We start from the raw sequence: 14931 nt of genomic DNA on the forward strand, positions 1-14931 counted from the left end.
CCTTGGTAGTTTTTAACCGTATAAGCTCTTCGGTTTTTAGGCTGGCAAAATGATATAAACCCAGCTCCGGACTGCCTCCAGGTGAGACGAGATGGAAGTTGAGAGACTCATCAGGTCTGCGGAAGAGCTGGCGAGAAAGCACGGTATTGGTTATTATGAAATCAGGATTTCAAGGGTGGTCATGACCGAGGTGTCCATGAGCAACGGTCAGCTCAGGGGGCTTTCCAGTAACTCCGAGACGGGAATAGGCGCGAGGGCCTTCAACGGAGCGTGGGGATTCTCAAGCGCAAACGACTTTGAAAGGTTTGAGAAAGCGATAGAAACAGCCATGAAAATAGCCAAGCTCTCCCGGGGAGAGTCAAAGATATACACTGGCGATCCCGTTGTTGATGATGCCGAGATGCCCGTGAAAAGGCCCTTCTCCGATATAAACATTGAAGAAAAGGTTGCCCTTGTGAAGGAGACCGATTCCATGCTGACTGGCGAGAGAATAGTGAACAGGAACGTCTCTTACCGCGATACTGTTGTGGAAACCTTCTATTTCAACTCCCTGGGGAGCGAGATAAGGACGGTTGTTCCCAGGATACGCTTCGGGTTTTCCGTAACTGCGAAGGAGAACGGGGAGATGCAGCAGTACTGGAAGAGCTTCGGGGGAACGCTGGGCTGGGAGATGGTTGAGGGAATTGACATTTCTCACTGGACTTCCCTGGTAGTTGAAAAAGCGAGGGCGCTGTTAAAAGCCAGTTCTCCCCCGTCGGGCGAGTTCCAGGTGATAGCCGACCCGGAGCTTACGGGCCTCTTCATCCATGAGGCGCTTGGACACGCAGTCGAGGCAGACCTCGTGAAGAACGGGGACAGCATTTTGGCCGGAAAACTCGGACAGAAGATAGCGGTTGATGGGCTTACAGTCGTTGATGACCCAACCCTCCCGGGCAAGTTCGGCTCCTACATCTACGACGACGAGGGAATAAGGGCCAAGAGGGTTGAGATTATTCGCGACGGCGTCCTGGTGAACTACCTCAACGACCGCGAGACGGCCCAGTACTTCGGCCTTGAGCCGAACGGCCACGGGAGGGCGCAGAGCTATGCCCACCAGCCCCTCGTAAGGATGGGCAACACATACGTCGAAGCTGGCGACTGGTCGTTCGAGGAAATGCTTGAGGAGGTCAAATACGGGCTTTATATGATAGGCGACAAGGGAGGACAGGTGGATACCGCCAACGGAACCTTCACCTTCGGTGCGAGGGAAGGCTACATAATCGAGAACGGCGAGCTTAGGAAGATGGTGCGCGACGTTGCCCTCTCGGGAAAAATCCTTGACGTTCTCAAGAGCATCCGCGCCATTGGAAAGGACGTCAGGATTGAGTACCCTGGATACTGCGGCAAGGGGCAGTCGGTTCCCGTGGATGATGGCGGCCCGCACCTACTCACGAAGGCCCTTGTGGGGGGATTGAAATGATCGATGTCATTGAGAGCCTCGCTGAAATCCTGAACTCAAAGGACGTTGAATGGGAAATCTACTGGGAGAGCGGGAGGAGCGGTTCCTTCAGGATAGAGCGTGAGACCCTCGACCGCTCTCAGAGGAAGTTCTACTCCGGCATTGGCCTAAGGGTGGGACTGAACGGAAAGCTCGGCTTCTCTTATATAACTGGCATCCACCACTCTCGTTCAGAGCTTGAAAAGTTCGTGGAGCGGACGATAAAGCTGGCCAAGGTAAGTGAGGTTCCTTTCAGGGGTTTCCCCGTTCCATCTAAAGTTCCCGAGGTCAAGGGAATATACGACAGAAAGATCGAAGAAATACCCTTTGAGGATGCCCACGCTCTCGCGCTCCAGTACGCTGAGAAAATGAGGGAGCTGAAGGAAAAAGAGACCCTTTCGGGCTCGATCTCCCTGGCCTTTGAGAGGTATGGTGTCGTGAACTCCAACGGAGTTGAGCTTGAAGCCTCTTCAACGTACATGGGGGTCTCTGCCTACGCGGTCAGGGAGGACACTCCAGGAAACGGGTCGTTCTACCAGAGCTACCGCTCCCTCCAGGGCATCGAAGCCCTTGAAGAGGCCATAATGAAAGCGAAGGAGGATGCAGAGCTAAGCGCCAGGGCGAAGAGGCTTGAACCCTACGAGGGAGAAGTAGTGCTGGAGCCAGAGGCCGTCCTGTCCATTGTGGAAGTCCTCCTTGAGAACTTCTACGGTGATGAGGTTTACTACGGCAGGAGCAGGTTTTCCAGCTTCGGAGATAGGGTAGCTTCAGAGGACTTTACCCTCCTGGACGATTCAACGCTCGAAGGCCTTCCGGGAAGCTACCCCTTCGACGGCGAGGGCACTCCTGGGCAGAGAACCACACTGATTGAGAACGGTATTCTAAAGGGCTTTCTCCTCGACCATACTTACGCCTCCCTGCTCGGACTTAAGAGTACTGGAAACGCAGTTAGAAGCTTCAGGACTGTTCCATCAATAGGATCGAGTAACCTCGTGGTCGAACCTGGGAAAGAAGGCCTGGAGGACTTTGAAGGGATAATCATAAAGAACGTCTTCGGTGAGCACACCGCCAATCCGGTCAGCGGTGACTTTTCACTTCCAGTTGGTCTCGGCTACGTTGTCAGAGATGGAGAGCTCGTTCCCTTCAAAGACAACATGCTCGTGGGCAACGTCTTTGATCTCCTAAAGACGGCCGAGCCTGGAAAGGCCATTAAAAGAATCTCCTCATTTATGGCTCCGAGGGTTAAGGTTCACGCAAAGATTGTTTAATTATTTGAACAATCTTCCGAGTTTCGATACTTTTTTATATTTCCTCGTTAAGTAACCACAGGTGGTTGACGTGTCAGTGCTAAATCTCCGTGAGTTCTTGTCTGCCTTTTACCCCGGCGAGACAGTGATGATTGAGTACGACACGGTTTCAATGCCCGAAGTGCTGTTCTACCTCATATACCTGAACAGGGAAAACCGACCGGTGCTCATTGACGACGTTGCGGATACTCTCTGCGAGACTCTCACCAAACTTGAGTTCATGGGTTTTGACGTTTCCGGGTTCAACGATGTGCCCGTTATTAAAATAGGCGGTGGGGAAAGAAACTGCGGCAACGTCCTCGGCGAGGTTGACGTTGACAGGTATTCTCTGGATATAAGCTACTACGGCAGGATAGTTGAGAAGGCGTCCTTCAATGACGTCGTTCTAAACCCAGTTCTCGGAGTCCACAAGCTCTTCCTGGCTCTCGAAAGGAGGGGGGCCCTCAGGCTCGTCAAGAACATAGCAACGTTTGAGGGCGACAAGAGGAGAATAGCCTTTTACTTCATCAACCGGGACGTGGTTGAGATGTCTTACCCCGAGCTTCTGCCTCTCCTAGAGGAGATTGCAAGCACGGTGATGAACTGGTCCTTTGAGGGTGAAGAATTCGTGCTTTACGTTTCAAAGTCCGCAAACCTGAATATTATGGGGAAAGGAATCTCTTTTACCCTCGATGAAATCTCTTCCCTTTAGCCCAAAGCTTTTAACTGCCCTCTCTTATCACTTCTGGTGATACAATGGGGAGACTGGTCTCGGTAGTGCTGATAGTCCTACTCCTTACTCCCATCGCCTCTGCCTGGGAAGTTCCCGAGCGGGGGATAATATACCAGGTCATGGTGGATCGATTTTACGACGGCAACACCTCAAACAACGAACCGTTCTACGATCCGACTCACTCCAACTACCGCCTCTACTGGGGTGGAGATTTAGAGGGCCTCATTGAGAAGCTCGACTACATCAAGAGCCTTGGAGTCTCAATGATATGGGTCTCGCCGCTCAACGACAACATCAACTCCCTCGCCTACGGGAGCGCTCCCTATCACGGCTACTGGACGAGGGACTACAAGAGAATAGAGGAGCACTTTGGGGGCTGGGAGGACTTCAGGCGGCTCGTTAAGGAGGCCAAAAAGCGGGGAATCTGCATAATCGTTGACTACGTGCCCAACCACTCGAACCCGGTGAACTACGGTGAATATGGTGCCCTCTACGACAACGGCACCTTCCTGACGGACTACTTCAAGGACACGAAGAACGCTGAAGTGAACCCGATTACCGGAATCCGTGAGAACGTCTACCACCACAACGGCAACATCTACACCTGGAGCGGGATACCGCTTAAGTACGCAAACCTCTATGGCCTCGCCGATTTCAACCAGCTCAACCCGTGGGTGGATTCATACCTCACCGAGGGGGCCATGCTCTTCGTTGACTCGGGCGCCTGCGGCCTCAGAATAGACGCCGTAAAGCACATGGAGCTCGGCTGGCTCGAGACATTTTACCTCCGCCTCTACTCCAAGGGGCCGCTCTTCATCTACGGCGAGTACTTCACTCCCTCTCTCCAGAAGGGCGATGACCTCTACGAGTTCTACCGCTACTCGAACGTCTCCCCGGTTCTCAGTATTCCAATCAGAGAGGACATTGTGAGGATCTTCGCCTTCTTCGGCGGTCTCGACAAGCTCTCCGAGGAGCTTGGAGATTATTACTCCCACTTCGTCTATCCAACAAAGGCTGTGAACTTTCTCGACAGCCACGACCTCGTCCGCTTTTTAAACGCTGGCGATAGAAAAGACGAAATTCAGCGCTTTCACATGGCTCTTGCATTAACCCTAACTCTGCCGGGGATTCCTGTAATCTACTACGGCGACGAGAGCTACCTCGTTAGCAAGGACGGAAAGGGCGATCCCTACAACAGGCCGACGATGGTCTTCGACAACACCACCGAAGCTTCCAGAATAATCCGCACTCTTGGGGGGCTGAGAAAGACCAACGACGCCCTTGTCTTCGGCGACTTCATGACTGTAACAGCATCCTACGAGACCTGGGCCTTTGAAAGAACCTTTGGGAACCACAGCCTTCTCGTGGTCATGAACAAGGGGCCTGCGGTCAACCTGACTTTCTCCGTAGACTGGCCCGATGGTAACTACCGCGACGCCCTCTACGGTGGAGAAATGGTCGTGTCGGGCGGGAAGGCTTCTGTTTATCTTCCACGGGACAGCGTCTACGTCTTTCACATCGAGGGGGAACAGAAAAAGCCACTTATCGGCTCAATAACTCCCTATGCCGCCCGGCCTGGCCAGGAGATAGTAATCGGAGGTGCAGGGTTTGGAAAGGGTGGCAAGGTCATAATCGGCGGTAGGGAAGCAAAGGTTCTTTCCTGGGAAGACGGGAAGATAGTCGTTGAAGTCCCCAGGCTGGAGACCTCGGCGGCCTGGGTGAACGTTACGGTCGTTTCAGACGGAGGGAGAAGTCCCCCGAGGCCTCTCCGCTACTACTCAGGAAACGACGTTCCCGCGCTCATAGCCCTCAACGCCAGCCTCGTGGGGGAGGTCTCTGGGACGCTGTGGCTTAGCGGCGACCTTCCAGAGCTTGGAGAACCAAGGCCGCTCCTGAAGTCGTCAATGGGCTACTACTTCACGGTTGCTCCACTACCAGAAGGCGTGCCGTTCTCAGTCAGGCTCTACGAGGGAAAAGCCTGGGGCGCTTTAAGGCCGCTGAACTTAACCCTCTACGGCGTTGGGAACAGAACCGTTACCCTTACTGAGAAACCGCCCGGGGTTTCAGAGGGGCAAAAAGCTGGCCAGAAAGATGTTGCTCTCTATGCTCTCTCAGTGGTTATGATAGCGGCCTTGATTGCAGTAGTATGGAAACGAAAAGGGTGAAGTCAAATCTCCTCCAACAGCTTCTTTCTCTTTTCTTCGTACTCCTCCTGGCTTATCACGCCCATGTCGTAGAGCTCCTTGAGCTTCTTCAGCTTTTCGAGCGGGTCTTCTTTCTCTTCCCGAACCTGGGCTGGCTGGTAAGCTGGCATAGTCCTCGTTACGAATTCCCTCGGCTTCTTCAGAACCCACGTCTCGCTGGTCAGCCCTTTGTTGACGTCTATTGAGACGGGTTCTACGGCTATGGCGTTGAGGGCATCCTTTATGGCGTTTATCGCCTTTCTAGCTTCCTCCTTGTCCATCCAGCCAAGCTTGAGCGTTATGTTCTCCTCTCCCTCTATGATAAATTCCGAGCTCATTATACCGAGCTTGACCACGACCTGCTCAAGCTTCTGGTATGGGATGGCCTTGAAGTCGTACCTTCCGAGAACTTTCTCGTCGAGGTATATTATCCTCCTGTCGGTAACGAGGAGCCACTTTGGCTTTTCGATGCTTATCTTCTTCTTTATGGCGAACAGAACCCTCTCATCCGGCTCAAGATGTCTTTGAACTGACTTTGGAAGTTTGGGGTTTTCCTCGACTCCCATGCGTATCACCCATGATGTCTCTGCGGTTATCGTATATGTACTTTGCTTCCATCCCCTCTTACAGTGCATCTTTGTTTCTATCTGTGGATTCCTCCAGTTAGGTAGCTCCCATACCAAGTGCACACTTACCCGTCTAATTTCCTGAACCTTTCGGGCTTGATCTTTCCCAGGGGGTATATCCTCCAAACTCCCTCGACGCCTTTCCTGGGATTCACCCGGGCTGTCCACGCTTCAACTCTCTCCCTCTCTCGTGATTGAGAACTCAAAGCGAAGGGACCCTTGATATTACTCACGAGCTCCCCAGACTTCAGTTTTTGAACAATATCTTCCAACGGGACTTCTTCCAGCGTCCACGTTTTGTTGCTCGGGGCTTTTACTTTCGCCGTTGTTGAGACTGTAACATTGCCCGGGTAATGAGTGACCGCCCTAATCGTGCCGTTCTCTCCAGCTTATGAACTCCAGTATTACATTCCTCTCAGGAACGCTCATGGGTGAAGGCAGGCGAAGCAAACCTCTGTATCCTAAGGGGGCCTCGTAGAATCCCGTGATCTCCCACTCTTCCCGTTATTTTGCCTGCTGATATTTCGCTGTCCTTGACGAGTACAAAGTTAACGTAGGTAGTGCTCTTCTTGGGGACTTTTTCAATCGATAGGTAGATGCTCTCAATCTCCCCGTTCCTGTAAATTTTGCCCTTGTAGAGGAGTTCCCTGCAATTATCGCAGTTTTTGAAGTCCTTCAGCTTTTCTGGACTTGTTGCGAGGACTGAATAATTAAAGGGAGTCTTGCAGGTTATCTTGCTTCTCTTCATTCTCGGCCAGATCTTCAGAAACTTGTAAACCTTGAAAGTGTAAATACTGAGGGTCTTGTTTTCTGGATTGTAAAAAGCGAACTGGTACTTTCTGAACCCGTTAAAACCAGTTTGAGAGGAATAATAAGCGGTAAGAAGTTGCGAGTTTCCCCTAACTTGCTCCGGAATCTTTTGATAGAGATTGTCCATGCTCTCACTTGGGAGATAAAAATAGCTAAAGAAGAGAAAAACCAAAAAAGCGAGGACGAGCAACTTTCCCCTCATTTAACTTTACCCCCAATCTACTAACCTCAACCTGCTCTCTGGCATGCATCCCCAATCATGGATCTCAGTATTGTTTTCATCCCAGAAGGCTTTAACCTGGCAGTACTGACTGCCGAAATACTTGCCGGAGGCATAACCTTCTGAAGTCACCATGATCTGCACGATTCCTGGCCCTTTTTCAATCTTCTCGAGTACTTCACGGATAATCTGACCATCTGTTTGCTTGTAAGCAGAGGCACTCCACTCAGGACTTTCTCCACTCCCTTTTAAGGTAATCCCTGGATAGTATGCGAGTACCTCAGAATTATACTGATCTACAGGCTTTTCCTTTACTCAAAGGAGTTTTGTGTCCTTGTAGGAGGGAAAGACTAGTACGCCGTTCATTCCGATGCTCCCATAGCAAAGATAATCGTGAGCGAAAAGACTCCGCTTTTCACATACTTCTTTTGACCTTATCCATATTGCCTTGCTCGTTCCAAGCGCGTAAATCTGGTAAAACGTTTCATTCGGCTTTATAACCTCACTGAGATTCCACCAGTAAGAACCGTTAATCTCATCATCGTACTTCCATCCGAGGGTTTTGAAGAGGAGTGCCTTCTCGTGGGACTTATAATCCTTTAGAGCACCTAGGTCTAGTATTACCGGAGAGTAATTCACGAAAGCTCTTGCACTCTCTACCTTTTTCTTTTTTAGCCAGAATTGAGAGGATTGGCTAACAGTGTAGAGCTTGAGCACATTAGTCTCCTCGTTGTAAGTCGCGAACTGCCAGAGAGTGTCCTCGTGATAAACTGCTATCAACCCTTCCCCTTTTGGAATTCCTGCGAGTTTGTACGCTCCTTCCGCCGTTGAGAGCTCGTGGTAAGTGTAGGCATTGTACGCGAAAAAAGAAAAGAGAAGGAGCAGGACTCCAGTAGCTAATGCCCTCTTCATCCCCAGATCACCCCAGTTAGCCGCAGTGGTATCCTAATATTCTATCAAAGTAGATTTTCTGAATGCTATTGGATGGATAAATTCTCCAGTATGCGTGGAAATTGTTTTCAGTGTTAATCCAGTCTGAGAATACCTCTAGTTTTCCGTCGTATTTGAAGATCGAGATTGTAAATCTCAGGCTTCCTTTTATTGTCTGCTTGAATCTCTCAGGTTCAATTTTTTCAAACACCTGCTCCCATGGAACTTCCCTGAGAGTCCATGTTTCGTTTGTCAAAACTTTGAATTTAATGTTGTCCGTAAAGATGACCCCTCCGGGATATATGACCTTTCTCCTTGCGCTTTGATTATCTATCGGTAGAATTTCGAGAATAATCCCCTTCATTGGATCTTCCATCATACCGGGAAGGTACAGAAGGTCTGCGTACTCAAACGGATCTGAATATCTAATTGTATCCCCCGAAGATAACTCTAAGGATCCTATTGACAACTCGGAACTTTTGATAACAGCAAGTTCAATGTATTTACTATTATTTTTCTCTTGGTTGTTAACAATATCCTGCATTGAAGGGTAAATGCTCTCAATTTCTCCATTCCTGTAAACCCTATCCCTGTAGAGGAGTTGTCTGCAGTTGTTGCAGTTTTTGAAGTCTTTCAGCTTTTCTGGGTTCGTTGAGAGGGTGGAGTAATTGAATGGTGTTTTGCAAGTGATTTTGCTTTTCTTCATCCTCGGCCAGATCTTCAAGAATTTGTAAGTCTTAAAAGTGTAAATGCTAATAGTCTTGTTTTCTGGATCGTACAAAGCGAACTGGTACTCTCTAAAACCATCAAAACCAGTTTGGGAGTAATAGTAAGCGGCAACAAGCTGCGAGTTTTCCCTAACTTGAGCTGGAATCCGATGATAGAGGTTGCTCATGCTCTCACTTGGGAGATAAAAGTAGCCAAAGAGGAAGAGAAAAATCAAAAAAGCAAGGGCAAGCAACTTTCCCTTCATCCATAGGTCACCTCCATGAAGTAGCCGACTCATGTGTGTATCTTAGTTTCATCTCTTGAAGTACTTATTATCCTCCAGACACGACGCATTTTTTCGTGTAGTGGAGAGTTTTTGTAGTTCCATTGAAGTAAATTGTAGTTTTTTCCACCACTGGGCACCTTAAGTTGGATTCATCAAGCAATTTCGTTGGGAAAGGATTTATAATAATTTCAGAGGCGTTTATGAGAATTTCCTGGCCACTGCAGGGAATTGTGAGGTTCTCCGGGATTTTCGTCACGTTGATCGTTGGACCACTGAGGTTTCCCACTCTTCCTGACACGTTCCATGTTGGATATAATGCCAAAAGTGTATCATTTCCCCGATTTTCAAAGGCTACAACCCATGTTGAGTACGTGCACTTTGAGGGTGAGGGCATCACGAGGTAACCCCCAACGAGCGGATTGCCGTCTATAGAAGGCTCCTTTGCCCTGTCCACAAAGATGAACCTAACGCCGTTGAACTTTTTAAGAATGTCCCTGAAGTTCCAAGTTTGGTTAAGGATTTTCTTTATTTCCTCCCCTTTGAGGACTCTGACTTTCCCGTCGATTTTTATAATCATTGCCGTTTCGTCTTGGTGGGCAGGAATGTCGTCTATTGAGAAAGAAACCTGACTGTAGTTGAGCCCTGTTTTTACCTGTCTTTTTTCAACATTTATCCTCTTCACGATGAGGTTTCTTTTCAAAGTTGCAGTTATCTCTGAAAGGGCACCGTTTTCATAAGTTATGACCCTCCATTCCCCTTCTTTGTGATATACTACTACTAAGCCCCTCTCCGCGTCCATGCGGTTAAGCATGCAGGATGGTGAACTAAAACAGGCATCTTTCCTGTAGTTATAGGTTAAAGCTAAAAGTGAAAGGAGAAGGATTGCTATAAACGCTAGAACTCTGAGGAATCTTCCTTTCATTTCCAAGTCACCTCCATGAAGTAGCCGACGCCTGTGTAAGGCCCAGTTACAGGGACATACATAGAACTGAAAGGCATGTCTGGGATTATACTAGGTTTATGGACTAAAAGATTGTCCGGCTGAATTGTGATATACCATTCTTCTCTGATAAACTTTGCAAATGCTTCCCAGCAACTTCTAGATACTTTCCATTGCTCTGTCACATGTTCCTCTACTGAATTTTTGAACATTTCTGTTAATGTCGAATTAAACCGAGCGTAGTCTTGTGGCCAACTTAGTTCGCTATATCTAAACTGCACGTTCATGACAGAATGGGGTGGTACTTCTCCGAACCACATTTTGAGAGCATTCATTTTATAATCTTTGATACTATAGTAATTTCTGCCTTTTACATCAAGATACTCATCATAAAGCCAAAATACGTAGTGTCCCAATTCGTGCCCTAATGTTTTTCCCCAGTCCACATCTCCAATAGAGATTACAATGTTTTGGTCTGAGAATGCAGAAGCCGCTGAGATTATCTTCTTGGACATCATTATATGGAACTCGTGTTTCTGACTCTCAGTTGCATTAGAGAACCTTTTTATCCAATATCCTCCGATAGATGCTTTTGGCCATCCCTTGTACAAAAGTTCAGTTCTTGTTTGAGGGATTACCCACTTAGTCTTATGTACTCTCACGTCCGCATCATCCCACTGTCTCTTATCGTCCCATATCTGCACGCTGGTTATCATCGCGTACCCGTCAGTGTAGTCGTAAACGAAGTCGCTCGCCTTTCTAATACTGTAAACCAAATTTCTCTTGTCTTCCTCACTCAAAGCCCACTCTGTGGAGACAGTGAGGCTAATCCCGAGAATGTCCCTCTTCGCAGGATCTTTTCCAATGAACAGTTCAACACTGTTCGGAACGCCATCACCGTCGTAGTCCCCGTTCATGTCGTCGGCTTTTCTGTCACTGGGATCAAAGCGCTCGGTAAATCCATTTGCCTCAAGCTCTTTGTTCAGCTCGATTTCACGGTAGAAGGGTATCCCGTCTGCGTCGTTGGTGGTTATGACGAACCAGATTTCGCCGTCAGGAGTGTCGTCAGCTGAGGAGTAAGAAACGACAAGGTCTGACTTCAGGGGCATTTCTCCTGAAGAAGTCACAACTTTGACATCACCTTTAAGTGTCTTTACGTCGTTGCTCATGCTCCCATTGCTCAGAATCTCAGCGGGACTAGAGGAGCTTGTCGTCGCGACGACCTCGTTTCCCGGTGAAGTCACATCAGTCCCGTAGGTGTTCACGAGGGTGACGTTGATCACCGTTCCATTCTCCAGCCGAACCCGAGCAACTTTCAGATTTTTCGGTTTCACTATTGAGAATGCTGTAGTTCCATCTTTCACCGTAACGTCATTAACGCCTTCAATCGTTTTTATGTCGATGATCTCACCATTAATTTTAGCCTTTTCAAGTATACTTTCGTATTTCACGTATACCTTGAGGTCTTTGTCCGGCTCTTTTGGCCCGACGTTACAGGAGCCGTCACCACATCCGCTCAAGTGACCATAGCCGAAATATTTTTCTTCATCCCCCTGATAATCGTCACCGCTCCACGTTCCGGTTTTAAGGTTGTAATGTATTACAGCAACGGTTCCTTTGCTAGGGGAGACGTCCATTTCGGTTCTCTTCCCATTGTCATCTCTGTCGTAGAGGTGGAACCGTATGATGGCAACTTCCTTGTCGTCTGGAACATCAAAGGTAGTTAGTGCAATCGCATAGCTTTGGACGTTGACGAGTGGATTGGTGATTGGAATTATTTTCTTCTCGTAATCATCCTGATTATCAGTTAGGAAAAGGGTTTTGGTTTGTCCATTTACGGTAAGCTCCAAACTCATATCCGCTGGATTGTGACCAGCAATTGAACTGTCAACATCGTCCAATGCCTTCGCTCTTAGGATGTAGACTGTAACCTTCACGTCCCTCAAGGGGTCAACGTCCTTTGAGTCAATCACCCCGTCACCATCCGTGTCATTACTGTAGGGATTCATCCCGTACTCCCACTCTAAGGCATTGCACCAACCATCCTTATCGCTGTCCGTGAGAACCGGCACGACTTTCGTCACGGTCTCCCCCACTTTCCCATACTCATCAACGGGCGTAAAGCGAATGGTCACGTTCTCGCGACAGTTAGTGTGGTTGTAGATCGGAGCGAGGGGGAACCTGTGCGGGTATCCCGGGTACAGGCCAGTCCTCCTAAAGCTGAAGCGCCCGACGACTTCCACACTCACGTTCACCCTGTCGCCTTCCGCATCGTTAACGACGATCGTGCCGTTGCTCCACTCGTTTGAGTACAGGAAAGGTGGAAGATCAACCCTCACAACTTCTGGGGGCGAGTTCTCTCTTACGTAAATGTTCCTCGCCCACGTGGAGTACACCACAGTACCGTTGGCATTGTAGAGCTTTATCTCGACGTCGTGGAAGCCCCTGCCCGGCTTCTTCCACCAAAGGTCAAAGCTCCACCTCTTGTAAACGTAGCTGTTGAGCCTGCTGATTTCCACGCCATCAACGAAGAGCTTGAGGATTACGTCCTTCCTGTTGCCGGAGGGATTGACGACGTTGACGTGGAACCTAATCGGGTGCTTTTCAACGAGCATCGTGTGGGAAACCCCGGAGATGTACGGCCTGGACTCTGAAACTTTGAGCGTTGTTGAGCTTGAGGACGGGCTTCCCCCGTAGTCCGGGACGAACCTCGCCGTGAGGACGTGGCTCCCGGGAGTCGCGCGCCACACGTTGTACATCTTATACTCCCACGTGTGATAAGCGTAGACCGTGACGGCGGATTTCTTGATAAGCACGCCGTCCAAGTAAAGCTCGATGTGCCCCTTTCCATTTACCGGCCCACTGTTGTCGAGGTTTATTGTGACATGGAGGTAATCGCCCTCCTTGGGGGGACTGGGTGAGTAGGAGATTCTCCTGACCGTTACCTTGGGCGCTCCGGTATAAGAGTAAATGTCCGCCAGGTTCCCCTTGTTATCGATCAGGTAGACCGTGTCCCCGGCATTGTTCAGGATTGCGGACGAGGAAGAACTGGCAACCAGTATTCTCCTGACCTCTCCCGGGCCGAGGCTTACCGAGAACTTGCGCACGTGGTCTCTCCCAAAAGAGTCGTAGCAGTGGTTCTTGGGGATTGAGGGGGTTTCGTTTACCCAGCAGCGCTCGTTGTTGTAGGCGTAGCTGTCCATTAAGTACCATCCAGAGGCGGTGAACGTTGATGAGCCGCCGTTGTAGAGGACTACGTACTCTCCGTTATTGTCGTTTGTGAGGTAGTCCACGTCGATTATCTGAAGGCCGCGGGAAGTGCTCAGCGGCTCCACGGTGAAGGCTTTTGCAAGGGACTCTTCGGTGGTTTCCCCGGTTTTTGCTTTTCTCAGCGCTCCGAGGGCTCTCTCCGGGTTTTCCCACTTGTAGGTCTGCATTGCTATTGGCTGGTTGTTGTCGTACCACCATATTTGGAAGATGAGGCTGGTGCCGTTCCAGTGGATGTTTCTGATTCTCATGGTGTCTGACACGATTATGTCCCCATTGAGGGTTTCGTTTAGGAGGGCTTCCATGAGTGCTATTAGGGCTTCTCTCTCACCGTCTTCTGCGGTGGAGAGTTCTTTTAGGGGGTTCTTGAAGAGGGGGTTTATCGTGCCTGCTTTCTCCTCTTGAGTTCCTGCGAGTGTCGTGCCCGGCACTCCGCTAAGGAGTATCAGCACCACCAGAACAAGGGCCGCTCTCCTCTTCATTCCCACCACCAGGAATTTAAAGACAATTACTAAACCACCAAGAACACATAAAAATTTTTCGGCTTTCTCCTTTAGTACCTCCAGGGGAACGGAAGCAGCTGTTTATGGTGGAGGGCTCGGGACTTTAAACTGCCTTCAATTCACTCAACAGGTTTAATATACCCTCCACGAAATTCCACCGTGGTGATAACATGGACTTCGAGAGAAAGCCCCTCATCGGGATGGTTCACCTCAAGCCCCTCCCTGGTTCCTACCTCTACAACGGGGACTTCGATTCAGTCATTGAGGCCGCACTAAGAGACGCCGTGACGCTTGAAGAAGCTGGTTTCGACGCGGTAATGGTGGAGAACTTTGGCGACGTTCCCTTCCCGAAGTACGCCGACAAAACCACGGTCGCTTCCCTCGCGGTTGTCGCAAAAGCGATACGAGATGAGGTCTCCCTCCCTCTTGGAGTTAATGTCCTCCGCAACGATGGGATAGCCGCCTACTCGATTGCCTACGCCGTGAAGGCCGACTTCATAAGGGTGAACGTGCTGAGTGGGGTTGCATACACCGACCAGGGAATAATAGAGGGCATTGCCCACGAGCTGGCGATGCTGAGGAAGAGGCTTCCCTCAGAGATAAAGGTCTTTGCCGATGTGCACGTCAAGCACGCCGTCCACTTCGGTGACTTTGAGGACGCCTTCCTCGACACAGTGGAGAGGGGTTTGGCCGATGCCGTCGTCGTCAGTGGAAAAGCAACCGGAAGGCCCGTGGACGTTGATAAACTCGCGCTCGCGAAGGAGATTTCCCCAGTCCCTGTCATAGTCGGCTCCGGGACGAGCTACGACAACCTTCCCGAGCTCTGGAAGTACGCCGACGGCTTCATCGTGGGTACGTGGATAAAGCGCGATGGAAGGGTGGAGAACGAGGTCTCTCTGGAGAGGGCGAGGAAGCTGGTTGAGCTTGCGAAAGAACTTCGTCAAAGTTCCATTTGAAGTTGC

Annotated in this window: 13 protein-coding genes; 5 read left to right on the top strand and 8 right to left on the bottom strand. The window is 49.7% G+C overall.

Features of this window, described 5'->3' with window-relative positions; genetic code table 11:
- The first annotated feature begins 91 nt into the window (after positions 1 to 91).
- The 4 genes from TK_RS10900 (at position 92) to TK_RS10915 (ending at position 5661) form a co-directional block, all read left to right on the top strand.
- Positions 92 to 1459, top strand: a complete 1368-nt coding sequence (locus tag TK_RS10900; protein ID WP_011251119.1) for a TldD/PmbA family protein — start codon at positions 92 to 94, stop codon at positions 1457 to 1459.
- The gene (locus TK_RS10905; protein ID WP_011251120.1) at positions 1456 to 2745 is read left to right on the top strand and encodes a TldD/PmbA family protein; all 1290 of its coding nucleotides are present in this window, start codon (positions 1456 to 1458) and stop codon (positions 2743 to 2745) included. Before TK_RS10900 ends, TK_RS10905 begins: the two co-directional genes overlap by 4 nt.
- A 61-nt stretch (positions 2746 to 2806) precedes the next feature.
- Positions 2807 to 3475: a DUF257 domain-containing protein gene (locus tag TK_RS10910; RefSeq protein WP_232500580.1), complete on the top strand. Its 669-nt coding sequence runs from the start codon at positions 2807 to 2809 to the stop codon at positions 3473 to 3475.
- Positions 3476 to 3519: 44 nt separating this feature from the next.
- Positions 3520 to 5661 (top strand): alpha-amylase family glycosyl hydrolase, encoded by a 2142-nt coding sequence (locus TK_RS10915; RefSeq protein ID WP_011251122.1) that lies wholly within the window; start codon positions 3520 to 3522, stop codon positions 5659 to 5661.
- Between the two features lie 2 nt (positions 5662 to 5663).
- Here the strand turns inward: TK_RS10915 and TK_RS10920 are convergent, their stop codons facing one another.
- The 8 genes from TK_RS10920 to TK_RS11700 all read right to left on the bottom strand — a co-directional run bounded on the left by TK_RS10920 (position 5664) and on the right by TK_RS11700 (position 13948).
- The gene (locus tag TK_RS10920) at positions 5664 to 6245 is read right to left on the bottom strand and encodes a PH domain-containing protein (protein WP_011251123.1); all 582 of its coding nucleotides are present in this window, start codon (positions 6243 to 6245) and stop codon (positions 5664 to 5666) included.
- 125 nt (positions 6246 to 6370) lie between these two features.
- Positions 6371 to 6577: a hypothetical protein gene (locus TK_RS12260; RefSeq protein WP_232500581.1), complete on the bottom strand. Its 207-nt coding sequence runs from the start codon at positions 6575 to 6577 to the stop codon at positions 6371 to 6373.
- 143 nt (positions 6578 to 6720) lie between these two features.
- The gene (locus tag TK_RS12265; RefSeq protein WP_232500582.1) at positions 6721 to 7053 is read right to left on the bottom strand and encodes a hypothetical protein; all 333 of its coding nucleotides are present in this window, start codon (positions 7051 to 7053) and stop codon (positions 6721 to 6723) included.
- Positions 7054 to 7323: 270 nt separating this feature from the next.
- Entirely contained in the window at positions 7324 to 7470 is a 147-nt protein-coding gene (locus TK_RS12060; RefSeq protein ID WP_158298057.1) for a hypothetical protein, read from the bottom strand.
- A 180-nt stretch (positions 7471 to 7650) separates the two neighbouring features.
- Positions 7651 to 8247: a hypothetical protein gene (locus tag TK_RS11695; RefSeq protein ID WP_011251125.1), complete on the bottom strand. Its 597-nt coding sequence runs from the start codon at positions 8245 to 8247 to the stop codon at positions 7651 to 7653.
- 16 nt (positions 8248 to 8263) lie between these two features.
- On the bottom strand, positions 8264 to 9238 hold the full coding sequence (locus TK_RS10935; protein ID WP_011251126.1) for a hypothetical protein: 975 nt from the start codon (positions 9236 to 9238) through the stop codon (positions 8264 to 8266).
- A 67-nt stretch (positions 9239 to 9305) separates the two neighbouring features.
- Positions 9306 to 10181 (bottom strand): hypothetical protein, encoded by an 876-nt coding sequence (locus TK_RS10940; protein ID WP_011251127.1) that lies wholly within the window; start codon positions 10179 to 10181, stop codon positions 9306 to 9308.
- The gene (locus TK_RS11700) at positions 10178 to 13948 is read right to left on the bottom strand and encodes a lamin tail domain-containing protein (protein ID WP_011251128.1); all 3771 of its coding nucleotides are present in this window, start codon (positions 13946 to 13948) and stop codon (positions 10178 to 10180) included. The genes TK_RS10940 and TK_RS11700 overlap by 4 nt, the downstream gene beginning before the upstream one ends.
- A gap of 191 nt (positions 13949 to 14139) precedes the next feature.
- On the opposite strand from TK_RS11700, the gene TK_RS10950 reads away from it, so the two are divergent.
- A complete protein-coding gene (locus TK_RS10950) occupies positions 14140 to 14925 on the top strand; it encodes a BtpA/SgcQ family protein (RefSeq protein WP_011251129.1) in 786 nt (261 codons plus the stop codon).
- Positions 14926 to 14931 lie beyond the last annotated feature (6 nt).

It is taken from the genome of Thermococcus kodakarensis KOD1 (assembly GCF_000009965.1).
GTDB classification, from domain to species: Archaea; Methanobacteriota_B; Thermococci; order Thermococcales; family Thermococcaceae; genus Thermococcus; species Thermococcus kodakarensis.